The following is a 21,359-nucleotide window of genomic DNA, read 5'->3' as shown; positions in this document are numbered from 1 at the left end:
TGTTACGAGTCGGCCGAGGCCCCTGATTTGCGTCGCGGAATGCCCAGGCGCTGGCGGCGTTCCCACAGGCATTTGCGGCTGATGCCCAGCTTGCGGGCCAGTTCGGTCTCGGTCATGTGGTCCTGGTGCTCGAGGACGAAGTGCTGGAAGTAGTCTTCCAGCGAAAGGTCCTCGGTGGGCTCGTGGTTGCTGGCCGCGGCGCCCGCCGGGCCGAGGCCGAGGTCGGCGGCGAAGTCGTCCTCGAGGTCGTCCAGCTCAATGTCGATACCCAGCAGGTCGGCGTGGATTTCCTGGCTCTCGCTGAGGATCACCGCCCGCTCGATGGCGTTTTCCAGCTCGCGCACGTTGCCCGGCCATGGGTAATGGCGGATCGCCTGTTCGGCGTCGTGGGCGAAGCTGAGCGGCGCGCGCCCCATCCGGGTGCACTGGCGAGCCAGAAAGGCGCGGGCGATCTCCATCACGTCGTTGCCACGCTCGCGCAGGGCGGGCAGCTTCAGCGAGATCACATGCAGGCGGTAATAGAGGTCTTCGCGGAATTGCCCGGTCTTGGCCAGGGTCTTCAGGTCGCGGTGGGTGGCGGCGATCAGGCGCACGTCGACCTTCTGCGATTGCACCGAGCCGACCCGGCGGATCTCGCCTTCCTGCAATACGCGCAGCAGGCGGGCCTGGGCCTCCAGCGGCAGTTCGCCGATCTCGTCGAGGAACAGGGTGCCGCCGTCGGCCGCTTCGACCAGCCCGGCGCGCCCGGCGCTGGCACCGGTGAAGGCGCCTTTTTCATGGCCGAACAGCTCGGATTCGATCAGGGTTTCCGGAATCGCCGCACAGTTCACCGAGATCAGCGGCGCCTTGGCGCGCTTCGACAGGTTGTGCAGGGCGCGGGCGACCAGTTCCTTGCCGGTGCCGGACTCGCCCTGGATCAGTACCGTGGAGTCGGTCGGCGCGACCTTGCGAATCTTGCTGTACAGCTCTTGCATCGGCGCACAGGAGCCGATGATGCCTATCTCGCCGTCGGCTGCCGCCGGGCTGGCGCCGCGCTCGCCGCCGGCCTTGCCGCCGTTGGCGGAGACCGGGGCCGCGCTGCGGTTCTCCTGGCGGTCCTTGAGGATGCGCGCCACGGCCTGGAGCATTTCGTCGTGGTCGAAAGGCTTGGCGATGTAGTCCACCGCGCCCATCTTCATCGAATCCACCGCCGAACGCAGGCTGGCGTAGCTGGTCATGATCAGCACCGGAATGCCTTCGGCGAGCTTGATCAGTTCGGTGCCGGGGGCGCCCGGCAGGCGCAGGTCGCTGACCACCATGTCGAAGGAGGGGATGGTGTAGCGCTCCTGGGCTTCCTGCACCGAGCCGGCTTCGCTGACCTGGTACTGGTTGCGCTCCAGCAGGCGTCGCAATGCAGATCGGATAATGGTTTCGTCTTCGACGATCAGAATATGTGCCATGTATTCAGCTCTCTCGACGTGCTCGTCTACAGCTCGGCCGTCGGGCCAGGGTGCCGCGGCAGGGTCACGCGGAAGCGGGTGCCGCCTTCTCGCTGGTGATCCGTCGGGCTCTCGATGGTTATCTGTCCATAATGCTCTTCCACGATCGAATAGACCAGTGCGAGGCCGAGCCCGGTCCCCTTGCCGGGGTCCTTGGTGGTGAAGAACGGTTCGAACAACTGGTCCATGATCGCCTTCGGGATGCCGCTGCCCTCGTCCTCGACGACCAGGTCCACGGTATGTTCCGAGGCTTCGCTGCGGACCCGGATCGCGCCGCCCGGCGGGCTGGCGTCGCGAGCATTGGAGAGCAGGTTGATAAGCACCTGGGCCAGGCGCTGCGAGTCGCCCTCGACCCAGTGCGCCGGATCGCAGAGGTTGAAGAACTCTACTTCGACGCTACGCCGGTTCAGCGACAGCAGTCCGATGGCCTCCTGGGCGACTTCGCTCAGGCACACCGGTTCCAGGGCCTGCAGGTGGCTGCCGGAGTGGGCGAAGCTCATCAACGACTGGACGATGCGCGATACGCGCTTGGTCTGGTCGAGGATCTGCTCGCTGATCTCGGTCAGCTCGCCGTCGCCTTCGCGTTCCTCGCGCAGGTTCTGCGCCAGGCAGGCGATGCCGGTGATCGGATTGCCGATCTCGTGGGCGACCCCGGCGGCAAGGCGGCCGATGGAAGCCAGGCGCTCGGAGTGGACCAGCTTGTCTTCCAACAGTTGGGTTTCGGTGAGGTCTTCCACCAGTAGCACCAGGCCGCTGTTGCCCGGCGCCAGGGGTTCCTCGATGGCCGCCTTGTGCAGGTTCAGCCAGCGGGTGTGGCCGTCGTAGACCAGGCGCTGCTTGTGCAGGTGCTCGTCGGGGGCGTCGATGAAACGTTCCAGCAGGCCCTTCCAGGGTTCGGGCAAGGCCGACAGGCGCGAACCGACGACCTTCTGCGCGCCGACCCCGGTGAGTTCCTCGATGGCGCGGTTCCACATCAGCACTTCCTGGTCCTTGGCCAGGGAGCAGACGCCCATCGGCAGGTCTTGCAGGGTCTGCCGGTGGTAGCGGCGCAGGGTGTCGAGTTCGGCAGCCAGGCCAGTCAGCCGGGAGTGATAGTCCTCCAGGCGGCTCTCGATGAAGTGGATGTCCTCGGTGACATAGCTTTCTTCGCTGGTCTTGTAGGGAAGGAAGGTCTCCACGATGTCCTGGGCGACACTGGGTCCCATCAGCCCGGAAAGGTTCGCCTCGATGCGGTCGCGCAAGCGACGCAGGGCATAGGGGCGACGTTCGTCGAAGGGTAGGTGGAGATCGCGCAGGGCCTGCTCGACCTCCTTCTGCGCGGTCTTGGCGCCCAGCGGCTTGGCCAGCTGGCTGGCGAACTCCTGCGGCGAGCCGGCGAACAGTTCGCGGCGTTGCGGACGGCGTACGTTGTCCACCGCGCAGGCCTCGGCGGCGCCTTTTTCCTCGTCGCTGGCCTCGGTGAACAGCGAGACCAGGGTGAACACCAGCACGTTGGCCGCCAGCGAGGACAGCGCCGCCAGGTGCCAGTTGGAGTCGTCCAGCACGTAGATCACGTCGAACAGCGGCAGGTACAGGCCCTGTACGTTCCCCATCAGGGGCAGCAGCATGGTGATCGCCCAGACCAGCATGCCGGCGATCAGCCCGGAGATGAAGCCGCGGCGGTTGGCGGTCGGCCAGTACAGCACCGAGAGGGCGCCGGGAAGGAATTGCAGGGTGGCGACGAAGGACACTATGCCCAGGTTGGAAAGGTCCTGTTCGGCGCCCAGCAGCAGGTAGAAGGCGTAGCTGGCCATGATGATGGCGACGATCAGCAGGCGCCGGGTCCATTTCAGCCAGCGGTAGATGTTGCCCTGCGCCGGCGGCTGGTAGAGCGGCAGCACCAGGTGGTTGAGGACCATTCCCGAGAGCGCCAGGGTCATCACGATAGTCAGCCCGCTGGCGGCGGAGATGCCGCCGATGAAGGCGGCCAGGGCCAGGGCCGGGCTGTCCACCGCCAGGCCAAGGCCGATGGTGTAGTACTCCGGTGTGGTCGAGGCGCCGAGGCGCAGCCCGGCCCAGAGGATCGGCGGTACCGCAAGGCTCATCAGCAGCAGGAACAGCGGCAGGCCCCAACTGGCGGAAATCAGCGCGCGCGGGTTGAGGTTCTCGGTGAAGATCATGTGGAACATGTGCGGCATCACGATGGCCGCGGCGAAGAACACCAGCAGCAGCGTTCGCCATGGACCCTCGGCCAGCGGCGTGTGCAGGGTGGTCAGCGCGGTCTGGTTCTGCAGCAGCCAGACTTCCAGGCCTTCCGGCCCGCCGAAGACGCCGTACAGGGCGTAGAGGCCGATACTGCCGAGCATCACCAGCTTGACCAGCGACTCGAAGGCGATGGCGAACACCAGTCCCTCGTGGCGTTCGCGGGTGGCGATGTGGCGAGCGCCGAAGAGGATCGCGAACAGGGTGATCAGGGTGCAGAAGACGAATGCGACCCGCTCCTGGGCCGGGTCGCGGGTGAGAATGCTGATCGAGTCGGTGACCGCCTGGATCTGCAGGGCCAGCATCGGCAGCACGCCGATCAGCATGAACAGCGTGGTCAGGGCGCCGGCCCAGGTACTGCGGAAACGGAAGGCGAAGAGGTCGGCCAGCGAGGACAGCTGGTAGGCGCGTGTCACCCGCAGGATCGGATAGAGCAGCACCGGGGCGAGCAGGAAGGCCCCGGAAATCCCCAGGTAGATGGCGAGGAACCCATAGCCGTACTGGTAGGCCAGGCCTACCGTGCCGTAGAACGCCCAGGCACTGGCGTAGACGCCCAGCGACAGGGTGTAGACCAGCGGGTGGCGTACCAGCCGGCGCGGCACGTAGCCGCGCTCGGTGATCCAGGCGATGCCGAAGAGGGTGGAGAGGTAGGCGACGCTGATCAGGATCAGCTGGGTCAGGCTAAAGCTCGTCAGCATCGCGCTGGCTCTGCAGGATGAAAGTGACCACGATGAGGATCAGCCACAGCAGGTACGGGCGGTACCAGGCGCCGTTGGGGTCGATCCACCAGTCCATGATGGCGGGGGAAAAGAGATAGATGCCCACGACCAGGAGCAGGACCAGTCGGTAGATGTACATGCCGCTTCCCTCATGCTTGGGCCGGCAGGCTACAGGCTGCGGGTGGGTGCCGGCAAGCCGCCGGGCGGGCTACAGGCGTTCCTCGGGAAGGGTAGCGCAGCGCGGGATGCGCGTGGCGTCCCAGTGCGCCACGCCCCAGGCCAGCGCCTCGCTGGCGCTGGCCTGGGCCAGTTCGGCCGGCGGCCGCTGGCCGAGCGCGCGCAGGGCGCGGGTCAGCGGCGCGGCGGCCTGCTCGGCGGGCAGTGGTGGGGAGCGGTAGGACTTGCCGAGCTTGTGCCCGTCCGGCTGGACGATCAGCGGCACGTGCAGGTAGCGCGGCTGGCTCAGCCCCAGCAGTTCCTGGAGGTAAAGCTGGCGCGGGGTCGAGTCGAGCAGGTCGGCGCCGCGGACGATGTCGGTGATGCCCTGCCAGGCGTCGTCCAGCACCACCGCCAGTTGGTAGGCGTAGAAGCCATCGCGGCGCTGGATGACGAAATCGCCGACCTCGCGGCCGAGATGCTGGCGGACTTCGCCCTGCACGCGGTCGACGAAGCGATATTCCAGCTCCGGCACGCGCAGGCGGATCGCCGCGTCCTCGCGGGCGTGCCCGGCGTCGCGGCAGAAGCCCGGGTAGATCCCGGCGAATCCCTCAAGCTGCTTGCGCGAGCAAGTGCAGGCGTAGGCCAGGCCGCTGCGCAGCAGTTGCTCGACCACTGCGGCGTAGGCCGGGAAGCGTTCGCTCTGCCGCTCCACCGCGCCGTCCCATTCGAAGCCGTAGCGCTCCAGGGTTTCCAGGATCGCCTGCTGGGCGCCCGGGACTTCGCGGGGCGGGTCGAGGTCTTCCATGCGCACCAGCCAGCTGCCGCCGACGGCACGCGCGTCCAGGTAGGAGGCGACGGCCGCCACCAGGGAACCGAAGTGCAGGTAGCCGCTGGGCGTCGGGGCGAAGCGGCCTACATAGGAAGAGCTCATGGCGCGGGCGGTGCGGCGGGGAACGGCGGAAACGAAACGGGGCGCCTTGGCGCCCCGTCGGTCCGGCTCAGGAGCCGAGTTGCTTCTCGCGGATTTCCGCGAGGGTCTTGCAGTCGATGCAGAGGGTCGCGGTGGGGCGCGCCTCCAGGCGACGGATGCCGATCTCGACGCCGCAGGAGTCGCACCAGCCGTACTCTTCGTCTTCGATCAGTTGCAGGGTCTCGTCGATCTTCTTGATCAGCTTGCGCTCGCGGTCGCGGGCGCGCAGTTCCAGGCTGAATTCTTCTTCCTGGCTGGCGCGGTCGGCCGGATCGGGGAAGTTGGCCGCTTCGTCCTGCATGTGATGCACGGTACGGTCGACCTCTTCCATCAGCTCCTGTTTCCATTTGTTCAGGATCGCGGTGAAGTGCGCGCGCATGCGCTCGCTCATGTACTCCTCGCCCTTGGTTTCCTGATAGGGTTCGAAGCCGCGGGTCATCTGCTGGCTGCTCTGTTGTTTTGCTTTGGTGGACATGAATGGCCGCCTCTCACTTTCGCTAATCCTGTCCGCGGCAGGGTTCCCTCGCCGGCTCTCCGGCCCCGCGGTCGCAAGCGGGCGAACTTACCAGAACGATAACCTTGGCGCTACTCCCGGTTGTCGAGGCTGGTGTCGCCCGCGTAATGGCTTGGTTAGAATCGGTTTTTCCTCGCAAAGTTCGGAATATCCATGGCTACCTCCTATAGCGCGCGCAGTCGGGCCATCGAGCCTTTCCATGTCATGGCCCTGCTGGCGCGGGCCAACGAGTTGCAGGCCGCCGGCCACGATGTGATCCACCTGGAGATCGGCGAGCCGGACTTCACCACGGCCGAGCCGATCGTCGAGGCCGGGCGCGCCGCCCTGGCCGCCGGGCATACCCGCTACACCGCCGCCCGCGGCCTGCCGGCGCTGCGCGAGGCGATCGCGAAATTCTACGGCGAACGCTACGGGGTCGACCTCGACCCACAGCGCGTGCTGGTCACTCCGGGCGGTTCCGGCGCCCTGCTGCTGGCCAGCAGCTTGCTGGTCGACCCCGGCCGCCACTGGTTGCTCGCCGACCCGGGCTACCCGTGCAACAGGCATTTCCTGCGCCTGGTGGAAGGCGCCGCGCAACTGGTGCCGGTGGGGCCGGACAGCCGTTACCAACTGACGCCGGATCTCATCGAGCGGCACTGGGATTCAGACAGTGTAGGCGCTCTGGTGGCGACGCCGGCGAATCCGACCGGGACCCTGCTCGATCGCGACGAACTGGCCGGCCTGTCGGGCGCCTTGAAGGCCCGCGGCGGGCACCTGGTGGTGGACGAGATCTATCACGGCCTGACCTATGGCGTGGACGCCGCCTCGGTGCTGGAAGTCGACGACGACGCTTTCGTCCTGAATAGTTTTTCCAAGTATTTCGGCATGACCGGCTGGCGCCTGGGCTGGCTGGTGGCGCCGGCAGCGGCGGTGCCTGAGCTGGAGAAGCTGGCGCAGAACCTCTACATCAGCGCGCCGAGCATGGCCCAGCAGGCCGCGCTGGCCTGTTTCGAGCCGACCACCATCGCCATTCTCGAAGAGCGTCGCGAAGAGTTCGCCCGCCGTCGCGACTTCCTCCTGCCGGCCCTGCGCGAGCTGGGTTTCGGAATCGCCGTGGAGCCGGAAGGCGCCTTCTATCTCTACGCCGATATCAGCGCGTTCGGCGGCGATGCCTACGCCTTCTGCAAGCACTTCATCGAGACCGAGCACGTCGCCTTCACCCCGGGGCTGGATTTCGGCCGCCACCAGGCCGGCCACCACGTGCGTTTCGCCTATACCCAGAACCTGCCGCGCCTGCAGGAAGCGGTGGAGCGGATCGCCCGCGGCCTGAAGAACTGGCGACCCTGATGCGTTTCGAGCAGCCACTGGAAGAAGGCCGCCTGCTGCGTCGCTACAAGCGTTTCCTCGCCGATATCGAGAGCGCCGGCGGCGAGCGCCTGACCATCCACTGTCCGAATACCGGTTCGATGCTCAATTGCATGAGCGAAGGTTGCCGAGTCTGGTTCAGCCGCTCCAACGACCCCAAGCGCAAGCTGCCGGGGACCTGGGAGCTGAGCGAGACCCCGCAGGGCCGCCTGGCCTGCGTCAACACGGCGCGGGCCAACCGCCTGGTAGAGGAGGCGCTGCTGGCCGGGGACATCGCGGAGCTTGCCGGTTTCACCGCTCTGCGCCGGGAAGTGGCCTACGGCGTGGAGAACAGTCGCGCCGACTTTCGCCTGGAATACCCCACGGGCGCACTGTTCATCGAGGTGAAGAGCGTCACCCTGGGCTTCGACGAAACCGCCGTGGCGGCCTTTCCCGACGCGGTGACGCTGCGCGGCGCCAAGCACCTGCGCGAACTGGCGGCGCTGGCGCGGGAGGGGATCCGCGCGGTGCAGCTGTACTGCGTGAACCTTTCCGGGGTCGAGGCGGTGCGCCCCGCCGACGAGATCGATCCAGCCTATGGCAAGGCGTTGCGCGAGGCGGCGCAAGCGGGCGTCGAGGTGCTGGCCTATGGCGCCGAGGTGACGACGGAAGGATTGCACCTGGCGCGGCGCCTCCCGGTGCGACTCTGAGGCATGGCCGCGCCGTGGGGCGCGGCCACTCGCTCAGCGGCGTTCGAGCAGGACGCCGCTTTCCATGTGGTGGGTGTAGGGGAACTGGTCGAACAGCGCGCAGCGGCTGATCCGGTGCGTGTCGTGCAGTTGGGCGATGTTCTGCGCCAGGGTTTCCGGGTTGCACGAAATGTACAGGATGCGCTCGAAGCGCCGGGTCAGCTCGCAGGTGTCCGGATCCATGCCGGCTCGTGGCGGATCGACGAAGACACTGCCGAAGGCGTAGCTCTTCAGGTCGATGTCGGCCAGGCGGCGGAACGGGCGAACCTCGTTCAGCGCCTGGGTCAGCTCTTCGGCCGACAGGCGCACCAGGCTGACGTTGTCCACCGCGTTGTCGGCCAGGTTGGCCAGCGCCGCATTGACCGAGGACTTGCTGATCTCGGTGGCCAGCACCTTGCGTACCCGGGTGGCCAGGGGCAGGGTGAAGTTGCCGTTGCCGCAGTACAGTTCGAGCAGGTCGTCGTCGCGCTGGCCGAGCGCCTCGTAGGCCCAGCCGAGCATCTTCTGGTTGACCTCGCCGTTGGGCTGGGTGAAAGCCCCCTCGGGCTGGCGGTAGCGGAAGCGCCGGCCGGCGACCGACAGTTCCTCCTCCACATAGTCGCGTCCGACGACGATACGCTTGCCGCGCGAACGCCCGACCAGGTTCACGCCCAGTTCCGCCGCCAGCTTTTCCGCTGCCTGTCGCCAGGCGTCGTCGATCGGCCGGTGGTAGCAGAGGGTGATCAGCGCGTCGCCGGCCAGGGTGGTGAGAAACTCCACCTGGAACAGCTTGAAGCCCAGCGCCGGGTCGGCCCAGGCCGCCTTCAGGCGCGGCATCAGTTCGTTGATGCGGCGGCTGGCGATGGGGAAATCCTCGATCAGGATCGGCGTGTGCTTGTCGCCCTGCTCGAACATCGCGTAGTGACGCTTCTCGTTGCCGGTTTCCCGCCACAGGCGGAATTCGGCGCGCAGCCGGTAATGCTCGCGCGGCGACTCGAAGACCTCCGGCGCGGGTGCCGCGAACGGGGCCAGCAAACCGGCGAGGCGGGACTTCTTGTCTTCCAGTTGCGCGGCGTAGGCGCTGGGGGCGAACTGTGGACGGCTCATGCGTTGAAGAAGCCCAGCTTGATCACGAACAGGACGGAGAGGATCACCAGCGCCGGGTTCAGTTCGCGCCAGCGCCCGGACAGCACCTTGATCGCGGTCCAGGAAATGAAGCCGAAGGCGATGCCGGTGGCGATCGAATAGGTGAACGGCATGGCCAGCGCGGTGACGACCACCGGCGCGGCGACGGTGATGTCTTCCCAGTCGATCTCTGCCAGGCCCGAGGCCATCAGCACGGCGACGAAGAGCAGCGCCGGGGCGGTGGCGAAGGCCGGTACGCTGCCGGCCAGCGGGGCGAAGAACAGCGCGAGGAGGAACAGGATGGCGACGACGATGGCGGTCAGGCCGGTGCGGCCGCCGGCGCTGACGCCCGCGGCGGACTCGATGTAGCTGGTGGTGGTCGAGGTGCCCAGCAGCGAGCCGCCCATGGCGGCGGTACTGTCGGCGATCAGCGCGCGGCCCATCTTCGGCATGTGGCCGTCCTTGCCCATCAGTCCGGCGCGCTTGGCGACGCCGATCAGGGTGCCGGAGTTGTCGAACAGGTCGACGAAGAGGAAGGCGAAGATCACGCTGACCAGGCCGATGTCCAGCGCGCCCTTGATGTCCAGTTGGAGGAAGGTCGGCGCCAGCGACGGCGGCATCGAGACCACGCCGCCGAACTGGGTCACGCCGAGCAGGATGGCGATGGCGGTGACCACCAGGATACCGATCAGCACCGCGCCGGTGACGCTACGCGCCTCCAGGGCGACGATCAGGATGAAGCCGAGGGTGGCGAGGATCGGTGCCGGCTTGGTCAGGTCGCCCATGCCGATCAGGGTTGCCGGGTTGTCCACCACGATGCCGGCGTTCTGCAGGGCAATCAGTGCGAGGAACAGGCCGATGCCGGCGGCGATCGCCGAGCGCAGCGGCAGGGGGATGCTGTTGATGATCCATTCGCGGATGCGAAAGATCGACAGCAGGAAGAACATGGTGGCGGAAATGAACACTGCGCCCAGCGCGACCTGCCAGCTGTGGCCCATGTGCAGCACCACGGTGTAGGTGAAGAAGGCGTTGAGGCCCATGCCGGGGGCCAGGGCGATCGGGTAGTTGGCGATCAGGCCCATGATGGTCGAGCCGATGGCCGCTGCCAGGCAGGTGGCGACGAACACCGCGCCCTTGTCCATGCCGGTCTCGCCGAGGATGCTCGGGTTGACGAAGAGGATGTAGGCCATGGTCAGGAAGGTGGTGATCCCCGCCAGGATCTCGGTGCGCACCGTGGTGTTGTGCGCCTTTAGTTGAAACAGCTTTTCCAGCATGTTGGATTCCCCTGAATGTGCTCTGCAACGATCCCCATGGCGCCAGCAGAAGTGGCCGGCCGTGGAGCCGGCCGCCGACCAGGGAAAACCGAATTTCCGCGTGGCGGGCGTTGCATCGCTGTCTCGTCGGCGCGGTACCGCGAACGATCCCGGCAGACGGCTGAGTCCCGAAAATGCGCGAGCCGCATGAAACGACCCACGCACGCCAGGGGCCTCGCGGCGGCCTGCGTGGGGTTCATACGGCTCGAAAAGGCGCGCATCATACCAGTTCGCGGGAGAGGGGTGAATTTCCGCCAGTCTAGTCGATCGTCGCCTCGCGGAAGGCCCTGCTCGCCCGCCCGGCGCGGGCGGCGTTAACATAGGCGTTGGCGTCCGGACGGACGCTCCGCCCAGGTTTTCTGCAGTACCTCATCATGAAACGCTCGAAACTCGCACTCCTTCCGCTGGGCCTGGCGCTGCTGCTGGCCGCCTGCGCCAGCGATCCGCTGCCGATCCCGCAGCACAGCTTCGGGGTCTATGCCACCGCCAGCACGCCTTCCGCGGCGTTCCGCACCCTGGCCGACCCGCAGGGCAAGGCCATGCTGGTAGCGCTGAAGCCCAGCCTGACCCAGGCTGACGTACTCCGCGCCGAGGTCCTGTACGACCAGAACGGTCGACCCGGCGTCGAAGTCACCTTCACCGAACCGGCCGCCCGCCGCCTGGCCGCGCTGACCGGCGAGGCCCGGGGCGCACTCTCGCGGTACTGGTGGACGGGCGCCTGCGCCTGGCGCCGCGGGTGCGCGAGCCGATCCGCAACGGCAAGGTCTATCTCGACGGGTTGGCTTCGGCCTACGAGGCCAGGGAACTGGCCGATCAGTTGAATACGCTGGGAAGCCAGCCGGGGCGCTAAGCGCCCGGCTGGCGGCGAGGCTCAGAGCGTCTGGGCCTTGAAGGTATCGCAACTGGCCGGCGAGCCGCTCTCGAAGCCGGTCTTGAACCAGCGCATGCGTTGCGCCGAGGAGCCATGGGTGAAGGAGTCCGGCACCACCATGCCGCGGCCCTGGCGTTGCAGGCGATCGTCGCCGATGGCGTTGGCGGCGTTCAGGGCTTCCTCGATGTCGCCCGGCTCCAGCCAGTTCAGCCGCTGCTGTGCACGGTTGGCCCAGACCCCGGCGAAGCAGTCCGCCTGCAGTTCCTGGCGTACCGACAGGCCGTTGGCGCCCTCCATGCGCGCGCCGCGCTGGCGGGCTGCGTTGATCTTGGCCGAGATGCCCATCAGGTTCTGCACGTGGTGGCCGACCTCGTGGGCGATCACATAGGCCTGGGCGAAGTCGCCGGCGGCGGAGAAGCGCTGTTCCATCTCGCGGAAGAACTCCAGGTCGAGGTAGACCCGGCGGTCGGCCGGACAGTAGAACGGCCCGGTGGCCGACGAGGCGAAGCCGCAGGCGGAATTCACCCCATTGCTGAACAGCACCAGCTTGGGCTGTTGGTATTGTGCCTGGCCGCTGGCGAAGATCTGTTCCCAGGTATCCTCGGTGTCGCCGAGGATCGAGCGGACGAACTCGCTCTGCTCGTCGTTGGCCGCCGGGGCCCGACCGCCGGCCTGCTGTTGGGTGGCCGGCGCCGGGCTGTCCATCTGGCCGAGCAGCGACCCGAGGATCTGCATCGGGTCCTGGCCCATCAGCAGGCCTACCACCACCACGATGGCCACCCCACCCAGGCTGAGGCCCTTGCCGCCGATGCGCATGCCGCCACCGCCGCCTGCGCCTCCTTCACCCCGGGCATCAATCACGTTGTCACTGCGTCGTCCTTTGCGCCACAGCATGGCGGTTCTCCTGTACGTTTCGCTTCTTCAGTGTTGTCGTCGTCCGCCGCCAGCGCCACCCCGACCGTCAGGCCGAGGTCAGCAGCTCGGCGCGGGCGAGCAGTTGGACGTGGCCGCCGACCCTGACGCCGCCGTCTGTCGCGACCTGGACGTCGAGCCGGCTCGGCCGGTCGAGGAAGCGTCCCTGGTGCAGGACGAAGGGTTCGCCGCGCGCGGCAAGCCCGTATTCCACCAGGTAGGCGGCGACCGGACCGGCAGCGCTGCCGGTAGCCACGTCTTCCACCAGCCCCAGGTTGTCCCAGGTGCGGCCCTCGCGCCCGTCGACGTCGAGCAGATAGACAAACGCCGCGCCGAGTTTATCCAGGGCTTCTTGCAAATCGTTGACCTGACGGGCTCGACCCAGCGCCTCGGCGGTTACCGGCAGGAGCAGGTAGGGCAGGCCGGTGCTCACCACCCGCGGTGGATGCCCGGACAGGTCGTTGGCCGATAGCGAGAAGGCTTCGGCGAACCAGCGGCAGGTCCCGGCGTCCGGGGTGGCGCCGAATTCGGCGCGGCCCTGGTCCATCTCGGCGTAGAAACCGCTGCCCGCCCGCACGCTGCGCAGGGCCACCGACTTGCTGGCCAGGTGCAGCGTCCAGTGCTGTTCGTTGTCGCCGCCGCGCAGGTGATGGAGCAGGGCGGCGGCGCCGAGCAGCGGGTGGCCGGCGAACGGCAGTTCTTCCTCCAGGGTGAAGATCCGTGCGCCGAAGGCCCGTGGGTCGTCGCCCGGCAGCAGGAAGATCGACTCGAACTGGCGCAGTTCGCGGGTCCAGGCCTGCATGGCGGCGTCATCGAGGGCGCTGGCGTCGTCGAACACGGCCAGGCCGTTGCCGGTGAGCGGACGCTCGGCGAACACATCGAGTTGCCAGTAGCGTCGGGACATGGGCCTTTTCCTGTGAAATGGAATGAAAAACGCGAGGGGGGACTCGACAAGCAGCCTATCGGCCTTTATGTTCGCCGACAAGAAAGCGCCTGGCTGGTGCTTTCCAGGCCGCCGCAGCGGCCGGCGTCGCTCGGACGGTTCCGGGCGCTTACGTTACTCCGAGGACAGCATGGCTGAATCACGCCCTGCGCGCCGTTTCGCGCGCATCGACCGCCTTCCCCCCTACGTTTTCAATATCACCGCCGAACTGAAGATGGCCGCTCGTCGCCGTGGCGAGGACATCATCGACCTGAGCATGGGCAATCCCGACGGGCCGACCCCGCCGCATATCGTCGAGAAGCTCTGCACCGTCGCCCAGCGCGAAGACACCCATGGCTACTCCACCTCGCGCGGCATCCCGCGCCTGCGCCGGGCCATCTCGCACTGGTACCGCGACCGCTACGACGTGCAGATCGACCCGGAAAGCGAAGCCATCGTCACCATCGGCTCCAAGGAAGGCCTGGCGCACCTGATGCTGGCGACCCTCGACCATGGCGACACCATCCTCGTGCCCAACCCGAGCTATCCGATCCATATCTACGGTGCGGTGATCGCCGGCGCCCAAGTGCGCTCGGTGCCGCTGGTGCCGGGCATCGATTTCTTCAACGAGCTGGAACGGGCGATCCGTGAATCGATTCCCAAGCCACGCATGATGATTCTCGGCTTCCCCTCCAACCCGACCGCGCAGTGCGTCGAGCTGGACTTCTTCGAGCGCGTGGTGGCGCTGGCCAAGCAGTACGACGTGATGGTCGTGCACGACCTGGCCTATGCCGACATCGTCTACGACGGCTGGAAAGCGCCGTCGATCATGCAGGTGCCGGGCGCCAAGGACATCGCCGTGGAGTTCTTCACCCTGTCGAAGAGCTACAACATGGCCGGCTGGCGGATCGGCTTCATGGTCGGCAATCCCGAGCTGGTCTCGGCCCTGGCGCGGATCAAGAGCTACCACGACTACGGCACCTTCACGCCCCTGCAGGTGGCGGCCATCGCCGCTCTGGAAGGCGACCAGCAGTGCGTCCGCGATATCGCCCGGCAGTACCAGCAGCGCCGCGACGTCCTGGTGAAGGGGCTGCGCGAGGCCGGCTGGATGGTGGAGAACCCGAAGGCCTCGATGTACGTCTGGGCGAAGATCCCCGAGCCCTACGCGCATCTGGGCTCGCTGGAGTTCGCCAAGAAGCTGTTGCAGGACGCCAAGGTCTCGGTGTCGCCGGGGATCGGCTTCGGCGACTACGGCGACGATCATGTGCGTTTCGCCCTGATCGAGAACCGCGACCGCCTGCGCCAGGCGGTGCGCGGGATCAAGTCGATGTTCCGCGCCGACGGGCTGCTGTCGCCGCAGAGGAAGGTCGATAGCCTGGCGGAGTGATCCTCACGCCCTGCTACAAGGAAAAACGCCGTTTCCCCTGGGGGAAACGGCGTTTTCGTTAGCGTCCCGGGTACTCCGCCAGTACCGAGGCCTGGCCGCTCCTGGTCAGGCCGACGACCTGGTAGGCGTCCTGGCGGTCGCCCATTTCCATGCCCGGCGAGCCGACCGGCATGCCCGGTACGGCGGCGCCGACCAGGTCGGCACGTTCGCGCAGCTTGAGGATGTCGGCTGCCGGCACGTGGCCTTCGACGAACTTGCCGTCGATCACTCCGGTATGACAGGAGCCCATGCTGTAGGGCACGCCGAGGCGGCTCTTGACTGCGCTCATGTCTGCTTCCACATGGTCGGTGACCTTGAAACCGTTGGCTTCGAGGTGCTTGATCCAGTCCTTGCAGCAGCCGCAGTTGGCGTCGCGGTGGACGTCGATGGCCAGCGGTTCGGCGGCCTGGACCAGGGAACCGTGGAGCAGGGTGGCGGCCAGGACGGCCAGGGGTGCGAAGCGGCGCATGGGATTCTCCTTGCTGCGAGCGAATGCCGGGAGCATACCGCTGGCACCCGCCGCCACCCAGCCGGTGAGCTGTATCCACTTGTGACGAAGCGATGCGCTGCCCGCCGCGCCGGGTTGCCGTTGGGCAGGGACGGATTGTCGCAGCGAACTCGTCGGCGCGGTTTGGGTCTGCTGTCCTTAGGGTTGCCGGGGCGTGCGCCGCCGGTGTCGAACTGACCGCTGGGGGCAACAGGCCCGAGGAGAAAGGGGATGCTCTTCGCCCGTTTGGTTTTGCTGGTTCAGGCGCTGGTATGGGGCGCGCTGGGAGTGCTGTACTGGGTGCGTCCCTACGAGATGGCCAATCTCAGTGGCATGCTGCTGATGGAGCCTTCGGCGGTCAGCGATGCGCGGGTGTTCTATGGCGGCCATCAGTTCGCCCTGGCGTTGTTCCTGCTGTTCGCCCTGCGCCGGGCTTCGCTGGTGCAGCCGGCGTTGATCCTGGTAGTGCTGCTGCAATCGATCCTGACCCTGTCGCGGCTATTGATTGCCTGGATCGAGGGCGGGATGGAGGCCGACGGCAACCTGTTCGGCCTGCTGTTCCGCGGCGCAATGGCTGCCCTGGGGATCGCCGCCCTGTGGTGGCTGCAACGGCGGCCGCCCCGGCTGTCGACGCCCGGCGAGAACACCGAGCGCCGCGAGGACGACTTCGACGGCCTGTGACATTCAAGGTTGACTGCGACTCGGGAAGTCCTTCAGCAATTGCGCGACGCCGCGGTCGAACGCTTCCTGGGTCAGCGCCGGATCGTGCAGCTGGCGGCTCAGCACGCTTTCCAGAAGGACCCTGCCGTTGCTTTCGTCAAGGATGCGCAGCGCCAGCCTGGCCTCGGTGTCTTCGGTCAGTTGGGTCTGGGTGAAGACGCCATCCTGGGTGATCACCGGTCGCATTTCCAGGCCCGGCTGGCGTTGCAGGCCGAGGGCGTAGATCACCCGCAGGTCGCCGTGTTCCGCCTGGTAGCGATAGCCCTTGGCCTCCAGGGCGCGGCGCACGGCCGTATCGAAACGCTCCTCGAAGTCGATGCGGTGCCCCTCGGCGCGTACCGCCTGGATGAAGAAAGTCCGGTAATCCGCCGCTGTTACGCCAGGGGCGAGCCGTACGGGGCCCGGTTCATTGCGGCAGGCATAGAGCAGCAGGCCGAACAGGAGCAGCAGGACGAAGCGCAGGCTGAATCGGCGCATGGCGCGTTCCTTCCTCTTTTTTATCTTTGTGCCGCAAGCCTAGCCGTTGCCTCGCGGCTTGCCGCCCATCCCCCGTTGGGTCAGTCGTCCAGCTCCACCCAGAGGCCCTCGGCGTCTTCCCGGCAGGGCAGGGCGCGCAAGCGCTCGCCAGCGCAGGGGCCGGCGACGCACTCGCCGGACTCGATGAGGAACAGCGCGCCGTGGCTGGCGCAACGGATCAGGCTGGCGCTGTCGTCGAGGAAGGCATCGGGCTGCCACTCCAACGGGATGCCGCGATGCGGGCAGCGGTTCAGGTAGATGTAGGCGCGGCCGTCGCGACGCACCGCGAACAGCCGCCGCTCATCGACGAGGAAGCCGCGGCTGTTGCCTTCGGCGAGATAGGAAGAGGGACACAGGTGGATCATGGGCGCTCCGTTTGCCGGGATCATTATCCCTGATCCGGAGGACGGCTTTCACCTGTGGCATGGAAAGCGCCCGGCATGGCCAGGCGCTGGGTATGGGGGCACTTCCGTGTGCGAAGGGGTAACGGGTCAGATGTCCCAGACCAGGTTGACCGCTAAATTACGGCCTGGCTGGGACAGCCGGTCGATGTTGGCCGGGGCCAGCGCCGAAGCCTCGCCGACGCTGTCGTAGCCGCGCACGTCATCCCACAGCCAGTATTTCTTGTCGGTCAGATTGTAGAGACCGGCGTTGAGGGTCAGGTCCTTGCTCAGCCTGTAGTAGGCGCTGAGGTCGAGGACGCCGAAGCCCGGGGTCTTGAACTGGCTGGCGGTGCCATCCGGGGTGTGGAAGGTGCTGTCGTCGACGCGGTCCTTGCGTTTGACCAGGGTCCAGCTGAGCAGCCCGCCGTAGTTGCCGTCTGCTTCGTCGTAGCCCAGGCCGAACACTCCGGTGAGTGGGTTGACGCTGTTGATCGGCTCGCCGTTGTCCTTGTTGCGACCGTAGGCGTAGGCCACGCTGCCCTGGGTGTAGAGTCCCTGCGGCGCGCCGAAGGCGCCCAGCTCCAGGCGGCCCTTGAGTTCGACGCCCTTGATCACCGCACGCTCGATGTTGTTGGACTGGAAGGTCTGGCCGTTGCCGCCGGTGCTATCGGTATTCAGGGCGTCTTCGTCGATGAAGTCGCGATATTTGTTGTAGAACACCGCCACGCCGAAGCTGCCTTCGTCGAACTTGCCGCGCAGCCCGGTCTCGAAGCTCTGGCTCTTTTCCGGCTTGAGGTTGGGGTTAGGCTCGATGTGGTAGCCCGCCTGCAGGTTCTCGAATCGACCGTACAGCGCCTTGGCGGTGGGCGTGCGGAAGCCCTGGGCGTATTGGCCGTACCAGGTGTAGTGCTGGGCGAAGTCGTAGGTCACGCCGAACTTGGGCGAAACCCGGTGCCATTTCTTGTCCGACTCGTCGACCGCGGTGTTCTGGCTCTGCTTCATAGTGCGCAGGAACTCTTCGGTGATGTGCGGCTCCATGCGCGTGTAGTCGTAACGCAGGCCGGGAGTGAAGGTCCAGTCGTTCCAGCTGATGCTGTCCTGGGCGAACAGGGCGTAGGTCTTCACCGTCGGATCGGGAAAGTCGCTGCTGCGCTCCAGGGCATCGCGCGGGCTGTCCGCGCCGGTGTCCAGGTTGGTGCCGGTGCCGCTGCGCATGCCGGTGACCTTCTGGTGCTTGAGATTGATCCCGTAGCTCAGCAGGTGCTCGGTCTCGCCGATGGCGAAGCTCTTGTCCAACTGGCTGTCGAAGACCCACAGGCGTTCCTTGTAGGTAGTGTCGCGGGTGCGCAGGACCTTGCGGGTGATCGGGTAGTAGAACTCGCGGGTCGCCTGGTCGGTCTTCGCCAACTGGTAGTTCAGGCTCCACTGGATGCGATCGGCGACCGGGCTGTCGAGCAGGAAATGGTGCTCCAGGCCGTAGCGCTCGCGAGTCAGGGTGTCGTTGCCCTTGCGCCACTGGTACATGCCGCCCGGCAGCATGCTCGGTGGGATGGCCGGCTTGCCCTTGTCGTAGGGGCCGCCATAGGCGCTCTTCTGGTCGGTATCGACGTCGCTCTTGTACTTCTCGAAGACCAGCCCGAAGCGGCTGCCCTCGGCGTAGTTCCAGCCCAGCTTGCCGAGCAGGCTGTAGCTGTCGGCGTCTTCCGGGTTGGCTTCGCTGCGCGAGAGCCCGGTGCCGCCGTGGCCGCCGTTGGATTCGGTCTCGTGGCCCTGGCGGTAGCCATAATGCAGCAGGCCGTCGAAGTCGTCGGCGCGGCCGGCGACGGTGGCCGAGGTCAGCCAGGAGTGGCTTGCCGACTCGTAGCCGGCCTTCAGCCGGGCGCCGACGTCCTTGCCGTCCTTGATGATGTCCGACGGGTCGAGGGTGAAGTAGCTCACCGCGCCGCCGATGGCGTTGCTGCCGTACAGCGCCGAGGCCGGGCCGCGAAGGATTTCCACGCGCTTTACGATGTCCGGATCGACGTAGTTGCGGTGGGTCTGCGCGTAGGGGCCGCTGAAGAAGTCGTTGGGCAGTTCGACCCCGTCGATCTGCGTAAGGATGCGGTTCCCGTCGATGCCGCGGATGTTGTAGCCGGTGATCCCGGCACGCTGGCCGGCGCCGCCGACCGAGACTCCCGGTTCGTAGCGCACCAGTTCCTTGATGTTGTTGACGTTCTGCCGGTCCAGTTGTTCGCGGGTCTGCACGCTGACGGTGCTCGGCACCGAATCCACTGCCTGCTCGGTACGGGTGGCGGTGATGGTGGTCGGGGTCAGCGGGACGGCGTTCCCCGCCAGAGCCAGGGAAGGGCTGAGCAACAGCAGGGCCAGGCAGGGGCGCAGGGCGAAGGGCGGGGAGAGCGGCATGTGGGACTCCTTGGGTCGGGCCGGTGGCGAATAGCCAGGGGGACGTCGGGCGCACAAGGTACTGCCAGAAAAACGCTAATGCAAATAATTATCAAATGGATTCAGATATGCGTTTTGTGGCAAAGTTCACCTGTTTTTGCGCGTAGCGCGACCGAACCGGATATGCCCGAGGAACCGTCGATGAGCAGCACTCCCAGCCTTTCCCATTCCCCTGCCGAGCTTTACCGCGCCTGGCAGGACCTGCGCGCCGAGCGACCGCAGCTACGCGCGCGCGACGCCGCCGCGCTGTTGCAGGTCAGCGAAGGCGAGCTGGTCGCCAGCCGGGTCGGCATCGATGCCGTGCGCCTGCGGCCGGACTGGGCCGCCTTGCTGCCGGCGCTCGGCGAACTGGGGCCGATCATGGCGCTGACCCGCAACGAGCATTGCGTCCACGAACGCAAGGGGCCGTATCGCGAAGTGACGGTCTCTGCCAATGGGCAGATGGGCCTGGTGGTCTCGCCGGATATCGACCTGCGCCTGTTCCTGGGGGGCTGGAACGCCGTCTTCGCCATTGCCGAGGAGGCATCGCGGGGTACTCAGCGCAGCATCCAGGTGTTCGACCAGCAGGGCGTGGCGGTGCACAAGGTGTTCCTTACCGAGGCCAGCGACGTCCGCGCCTGGGAGCCGCTGGTCGAGCGCCTGTGGGCTGCCGAGCAGGATGCCGTGCTGGCGCTGCACGAACCCCGCGCACCGGCTGCGACGCTCGTCGATGCGCAGATCGATGCCGTAGCCTTGCGCGAAGGCTGGGCCGCGTTGAAGGACACCCATCATTTCCACGCCCTGCTGAAGAAGCATGGCGCGCAGCGCACCCAGGCGCTGCGCCTGGCTGGCGGCGAATGGGCCGAGCGCCTGGACAATGGCGACCTGGCGAAACTCTTCGAAGCGGCGGCCGAAAGCGGGTTGCCGATCATGGTGTTCGTCGGCAACGCCCACTGCATCCAGATCCATACCGGGCCTGTGTGCAACCTGAAGTGGCTGGACGACTGGTTCAACGTGCTCGATCCGGAATTCAACCTGCACCTGAAGACCACCGGCATCGCCGAGCTTTGGCGGGTGCGCAAGCCGAGCACCGATGGCATCGTAACCAGTTGGGAGGCCTTCGACGCCGACGGCGAACTGATCGTGCAACTGTTCGGCGCGCGCAAGCCCGGCGAGCCCGAGCGCGACGACTGGCGCGAACTGGCCGAATCCTTCAAGGCGCTCTGAGGAGAGATCATGCGTATCGATCGACTATTCAACGGGTTGGCGCTGGGCATCCTGCTCGGCACCGGCATGGCCCAGGCCGCCGAGCTGCCGCAACGCTGGGTGAGCGCGGGCGGCTCGCTGAGCGAATGGGTGGTGGCGCTGGGCGGCGAGAGCAAGCTGGTCGGGGTGGACACCACCAGCCAGCATCCGCAGGCGCTGAAACAGTTGCCGAGCGTCGGCTACCAGCGCCAACTGGCTGCCGAGGGCGTGCTGGCGTTGCGTCCGGATATCCTCATCGGCACCGAGGAAATGGGGCCTCCGCCGGTACTCAAGCAGCTCGAAGGCGCCGGCGTGCGGGTCGAGACCCTCTCCGCCAAGCCGGATCTGGAGGCACTGGAAAGCAACCTGAAGAAGCTCGGCGACTGGCTCGGCGTGCCCCAGCGCGCCGAGGCCGCCGAACTTGACTATCGTCAGCGGCTGCGGCGCCAGGCGGACTGGATCGCGGCCGCGCAGAAGAGCCAGCCGGCCCCGGGCGTCCTGCTGGTGATCGGCAACGCCGGCGGTCAGTTGCTGGTAGCCGGGCGCAATACCGGCGGCGATTGGGTCCTGAACCGGGCCGGAGCACACAACCTGGCTACCCATGAGGGTTACAAGCCGATCTCGGTGGAAGCCCTGGCCGCGCTCGATCCGGCCGCGGTGGTGATCGCCGACCGCAGCCTCGAAGGTGATGCGGCGCGTGCCGCGCTGCTCAAGCAGAACCCCGGCCTCGCCGCTACCCGCGCGGCGCGTGACGGACGTCTGCTGGTGCTGGACCCGACGCTCCTGGTGGGCGGCCTCGGTCCGCGCCTGCCGGATGGCCTGGCGGCTCTCTCCGCAGCCTTTTATCCTTCCGCGAAACCGCTGAGTACGGAAGCCGCCCATTGAA

20 protein-coding genes are annotated in these 21,359 nt (G+C 66.9%); 7 read left to right on the top strand and 13 right to left on the bottom strand.

What is annotated here, in order from left to right:
* Nucleotides 1-2: 2 nt before the first annotated feature.
* From cbrB to dksA, 5 genes are all read right to left on the bottom strand, one after another.
* On the bottom strand, nucleotides 3-1,439 hold the full coding sequence (gene cbrB, locus HMPREF2914_RS11930; RefSeq protein ID WP_003095138.1) for a two-component system response regulator CbrB: 1,437 nt from the start codon (nucleotides 1,437-1,439) through the stop codon (nucleotides 3-5).
* Nucleotides 1,440-1,465: 26 nt separating this feature from the next.
* Entirely contained in the window at nucleotides 1,466-4,417 is a 2,952-nt protein-coding gene (cbrA, locus tag HMPREF2914_RS11925; RefSeq protein WP_003095132.1) for a two-component system sensor histidine kinase CbrA, read from the bottom strand.
* On the bottom strand, nucleotides 4,401-4,577 hold the full coding sequence (locus HMPREF2914_RS11920) for a hypothetical protein (protein ID WP_003095129.1): 177 nt from the start codon (nucleotides 4,575-4,577) through the stop codon (nucleotides 4,401-4,403). Before HMPREF2914_RS11920 ends, cbrA begins: the two co-directional genes overlap by 17 nt.
* Nucleotides 4,578-4,646: 69 nt before the next feature.
* Nucleotides 4,647-5,528, bottom strand: a complete 882-nt coding sequence (gluQRS, locus tag HMPREF2914_RS11915; protein WP_023092635.1) for a tRNA glutamyl-Q(34) synthetase GluQRS — start codon at nucleotides 5,526-5,528, stop codon at nucleotides 4,647-4,649.
* Between the two features lie 67 nt (nucleotides 5,529-5,595).
* On the bottom strand, nucleotides 5,596-6,042 hold the full coding sequence (gene dksA / locus HMPREF2914_RS11910; protein ID WP_003095122.1) for an RNA polymerase-binding protein DksA: 447 nt from the start codon (nucleotides 6,040-6,042) through the stop codon (nucleotides 5,596-5,598).
* Nucleotides 6,043-6,234: 192 nt separating this feature from the next.
* On the opposite strand from dksA, the gene HMPREF2914_RS11905 reads away from it, so the two are divergent.
* Both HMPREF2914_RS11905 and sfsA read left to right on the top strand, forming a co-directional pair.
* Nucleotides 6,235-7,407, top strand: coding sequence for a pyridoxal phosphate-dependent aminotransferase (locus HMPREF2914_RS11905; RefSeq protein WP_003095120.1), 1,173 nt, complete (start codon nucleotides 6,235-6,237; stop codon nucleotides 7,405-7,407).
* Nucleotides 7,407-8,114, top strand: a complete 708-nt coding sequence (gene sfsA / locus HMPREF2914_RS11900; protein WP_003100180.1) for a DNA/RNA nuclease SfsA — start codon at nucleotides 7,407-7,409, stop codon at nucleotides 8,112-8,114. Before HMPREF2914_RS11905 ends, sfsA begins: the two co-directional genes overlap by 1 nt.
* Nucleotides 8,115-8,147: 33 nt before the next feature.
* Here sfsA and trmA read toward each other — a convergent pair whose 3' ends face one another.
* Nucleotides 8,148-9,239 (bottom strand): tRNA (uridine(54)-C5)-methyltransferase TrmA, encoded by a 1,092-nt coding sequence (gene trmA, locus HMPREF2914_RS11895; RefSeq protein ID WP_023092634.1) that lies wholly within the window; start codon nucleotides 9,237-9,239, stop codon nucleotides 8,148-8,150.
* Entirely contained in the window at nucleotides 9,236-10,531 is a 1,296-nt protein-coding gene (locus tag HMPREF2914_RS11890; RefSeq protein WP_003095114.1) for an NCS2 family permease, read from the bottom strand. Before HMPREF2914_RS11890 ends, trmA begins: the two co-directional genes overlap by 4 nt.
* Nucleotides 10,532-10,944: 413 nt before the next feature.
* On the opposite strand from HMPREF2914_RS11890, the gene HMPREF2914_RS11885 reads away from it, so the two are divergent.
* Nucleotides 10,945-11,391 (top strand): hypothetical protein, encoded by a 447-nt coding sequence (locus HMPREF2914_RS11885; protein WP_238328596.1) that lies wholly within the window; start codon nucleotides 10,945-10,947, stop codon nucleotides 11,389-11,391.
* Nucleotides 11,392-11,441: 50 nt separating this feature from the next.
* On the opposite strand, the gene HMPREF2914_RS11880 is transcribed toward HMPREF2914_RS11885, so the two are convergent.
* Nucleotides 11,442-12,335 carry a KPN_02809 family neutral zinc metallopeptidase gene (locus tag HMPREF2914_RS11880; RefSeq protein ID WP_003095112.1) on the bottom strand — a complete coding sequence of 298 codons (894 nt, stop codon included), beginning with the start codon at nucleotides 12,333-12,335 and terminating at the stop codon, nucleotides 11,442-11,444.
* A gap of 67 nt (nucleotides 12,336-12,402) precedes the next feature.
* Nucleotides 12,403-13,257: a PhzF family phenazine biosynthesis protein gene (locus HMPREF2914_RS11875; RefSeq protein ID WP_019485572.1), complete on the bottom strand. Its 855-nt coding sequence runs from the start codon at nucleotides 13,255-13,257 to the stop codon at nucleotides 12,403-12,405.
* Between the two features lie 169 nt (nucleotides 13,258-13,426).
* On the opposite strand from HMPREF2914_RS11875, the gene alaC reads away from it, so the two are divergent.
* Complete coding sequence (gene alaC / locus HMPREF2914_RS11870) at nucleotides 13,427-14,662, top strand: alanine transaminase (protein ID WP_004365361.1); 1,236 nt, start codon at nucleotides 13,427-13,429, stop codon at nucleotides 14,660-14,662.
* Between the two features lie 58 nt (nucleotides 14,663-14,720).
* Here alaC and HMPREF2914_RS11865 read toward each other — a convergent pair whose 3' ends face one another.
* The gene (locus HMPREF2914_RS11865; protein ID WP_003095106.1) at nucleotides 14,721-15,170 is read right to left on the bottom strand and encodes a DUF411 domain-containing protein; all 450 of its coding nucleotides are present in this window, start codon (nucleotides 15,168-15,170) and stop codon (nucleotides 14,721-14,723) included.
* 249 nt (nucleotides 15,171-15,419) lie between these two features.
* Here HMPREF2914_RS11865 and HMPREF2914_RS11860 point away from each other — a divergent pair, with 249 nt between their 5' ends.
* Complete coding sequence (locus HMPREF2914_RS11860; protein ID WP_004365359.1) at nucleotides 15,420-15,869, top strand: DUF4345 family protein; 450 nt, start codon at nucleotides 15,420-15,422, stop codon at nucleotides 15,867-15,869.
* 3 nt (nucleotides 15,870-15,872) lie between these two features.
* Here HMPREF2914_RS11860 and HMPREF2914_RS11855 read toward each other — a convergent pair whose 3' ends face one another.
* From HMPREF2914_RS11855 to phuR, 3 genes are all read right to left on the bottom strand, one after another.
* Nucleotides 15,873-16,385 carry a DUF4136 domain-containing protein gene (locus HMPREF2914_RS11855; RefSeq protein ID WP_003095104.1) on the bottom strand — a complete coding sequence of 171 codons (513 nt, stop codon included), beginning with the start codon at nucleotides 16,383-16,385 and terminating at the stop codon, nucleotides 15,873-15,875.
* Nucleotides 16,386-16,465: 80 nt separating this feature from the next.
* A complete protein-coding gene (locus tag HMPREF2914_RS11850; RefSeq protein ID WP_073668231.1) occupies nucleotides 16,466-16,813 on the bottom strand; it encodes a Rieske (2Fe-2S) protein in 348 nt (115 codons plus the stop codon).
* A 102-nt stretch (nucleotides 16,814-16,915) separates the two neighbouring features.
* On the bottom strand, nucleotides 16,916-19,210 hold the full coding sequence (phuR, locus tag HMPREF2914_RS11845; protein ID WP_023092632.1) for a heme/hemoglobin uptake receptor PhuR: 2,295 nt from the start codon (nucleotides 19,208-19,210) through the stop codon (nucleotides 16,916-16,918).
* Nucleotides 19,211-19,390: 180 nt separating this feature from the next.
* Here phuR and HMPREF2914_RS11840 point away from each other — a divergent pair, with 180 nt between their 5' ends.
* Together HMPREF2914_RS11840 and HMPREF2914_RS11835 are read left to right on the top strand one after the other, a co-directional pair.
* Complete coding sequence (locus HMPREF2914_RS11840; RefSeq protein WP_023092631.1) at nucleotides 19,391-20,455, top strand: hemin-degrading factor; 1,065 nt, start codon at nucleotides 19,391-19,393, stop codon at nucleotides 20,453-20,455.
* 9 nt (nucleotides 20,456-20,464) lie between these two features.
* On the top strand, nucleotides 20,465-21,358 hold the full coding sequence (locus HMPREF2914_RS11835) for a hemin ABC transporter substrate-binding protein (protein ID WP_023092630.1): 894 nt from the start codon (nucleotides 20,465-20,467) through the stop codon (nucleotides 21,356-21,358).
* Nucleotide 21,359: the final 1 nt, after the last annotated feature.

The sequence above is a fragment of the Pseudomonas sp. HMSC067G02 genome (assembly GCF_001813485.1).
In the GTDB taxonomy this organism is placed as follows: Bacteria; Pseudomonadota; Gammaproteobacteria; order Pseudomonadales; family Pseudomonadaceae; genus Pseudomonas; species Pseudomonas aeruginosa.
Note: the sequence above shows the minus strand (reverse complement) of the source record. Positions and strands in the feature narration are given on the sequence as shown.

What these genes read in the sequence shown, in the direction of transcription:
- cbrB (WP_003095138.1), bottom strand. Translation starts at nt 1,439, where the DNA reads ATGGCACATATTCTGATCGTCGAAGACGAAACCATTATCCGATCTGCA.
- cbrA (WP_003095132.1), bottom strand. Translation starts at nt 4,417, where the DNA reads ATGCTGACGAGCTTTAGCCTGACCCAGCTGATCCTGATCAGCGTCGCC.
- HMPREF2914_RS11920 (WP_003095129.1), bottom strand. Translation starts at nt 4,577, where the DNA reads ATGTACATCTACCGACTGGTCCTGCTCCTGGTCGTGGGCATCTATCTC.
- gluQRS (WP_023092635.1), bottom strand. Translation starts at nt 5,528, where the DNA reads ATGAGCTCTTCCTATGTAGGCCGCTTCGCCCCGACGCCCAGCGGCTAC.
- dksA (WP_003095122.1), bottom strand. Translation starts at nt 6,042, where the DNA reads ATGTCCACCAAAGCAAAACAACAGAGCAGCCAGCAGATGACCCGCGGC.
- HMPREF2914_RS11905 (WP_003095120.1), top strand. Translation starts at nt 6,235, where the DNA reads ATGGCTACCTCCTATAGCGCGCGCAGTCGGGCCATCGAGCCTTTCCAT.
- sfsA (WP_003100180.1), top strand. Translation starts at nt 7,407, where the DNA reads ATGCGTTTCGAGCAGCCACTGGAAGAAGGCCGCCTGCTGCGTCGCTAC.
- trmA (WP_023092634.1), bottom strand. Translation starts at nt 9,239, where the DNA reads ATGAGCCGTCCACAGTTCGCCCCCAGCGCCTACGCCGCGCAACTGGAA.
- HMPREF2914_RS11890 (WP_003095114.1), bottom strand. Translation starts at nt 10,531, where the DNA reads ATGCTGGAAAAGCTGTTTCAACTAAAGGCGCACAACACCACGGTGCGC.
- HMPREF2914_RS11885 (WP_238328596.1), top strand. Translation starts at nt 10,945, where the DNA reads ATGAAACGCTCGAAACTCGCACTCCTTCCGCTGGGCCTGGCGCTGCTG.
- HMPREF2914_RS11880 (WP_003095112.1), bottom strand. Translation starts at nt 12,335, where the DNA reads ATGCTGTGGCGCAAAGGACGACGCAGTGACAACGTGATTGATGCCCGG.
- HMPREF2914_RS11875 (WP_019485572.1), bottom strand. Translation starts at nt 13,257, where the DNA reads ATGTCCCGACGCTACTGGCAACTCGATGTGTTCGCCGAGCGTCCGCTC.
- alaC (WP_004365361.1), top strand. Translation starts at nt 13,427, where the DNA reads ATGGCTGAATCACGCCCTGCGCGCCGTTTCGCGCGCATCGACCGCCTT.
- HMPREF2914_RS11865 (WP_003095106.1), bottom strand. Translation starts at nt 15,170, where the DNA reads ATGCGCCGCTTCGCACCCCTGGCCGTCCTGGCCGCCACCCTGCTCCAC.
- HMPREF2914_RS11860 (WP_004365359.1), top strand. Translation starts at nt 15,420, where the DNA reads ATGCTCTTCGCCCGTTTGGTTTTGCTGGTTCAGGCGCTGGTATGGGGC.
- HMPREF2914_RS11855 (WP_003095104.1), bottom strand. Translation starts at nt 16,385, where the DNA reads ATGCGCCGATTCAGCCTGCGCTTCGTCCTGCTGCTCCTGTTCGGCCTG.
- HMPREF2914_RS11850 (WP_073668231.1), bottom strand. Translation starts at nt 16,813, where the DNA reads ATGATCCCGGCAAACGGAGCGCCCATGATCCACCTGTGTCCCTCTTCC.
- phuR (WP_023092632.1), bottom strand. Translation starts at nt 19,210, where the DNA reads ATGCCGCTCTCCCCGCCCTTCGCCCTGCGCCCCTGCCTGGCCCTGCTG.
- HMPREF2914_RS11840 (WP_023092631.1), top strand. Translation starts at nt 19,391, where the DNA reads ATGAGCAGCACTCCCAGCCTTTCCCATTCCCCTGCCGAGCTTTACCGC.
- HMPREF2914_RS11835 (WP_023092630.1), top strand. Translation starts at nt 20,465, where the DNA reads ATGCGTATCGATCGACTATTCAACGGGTTGGCGCTGGGCATCCTGCTC.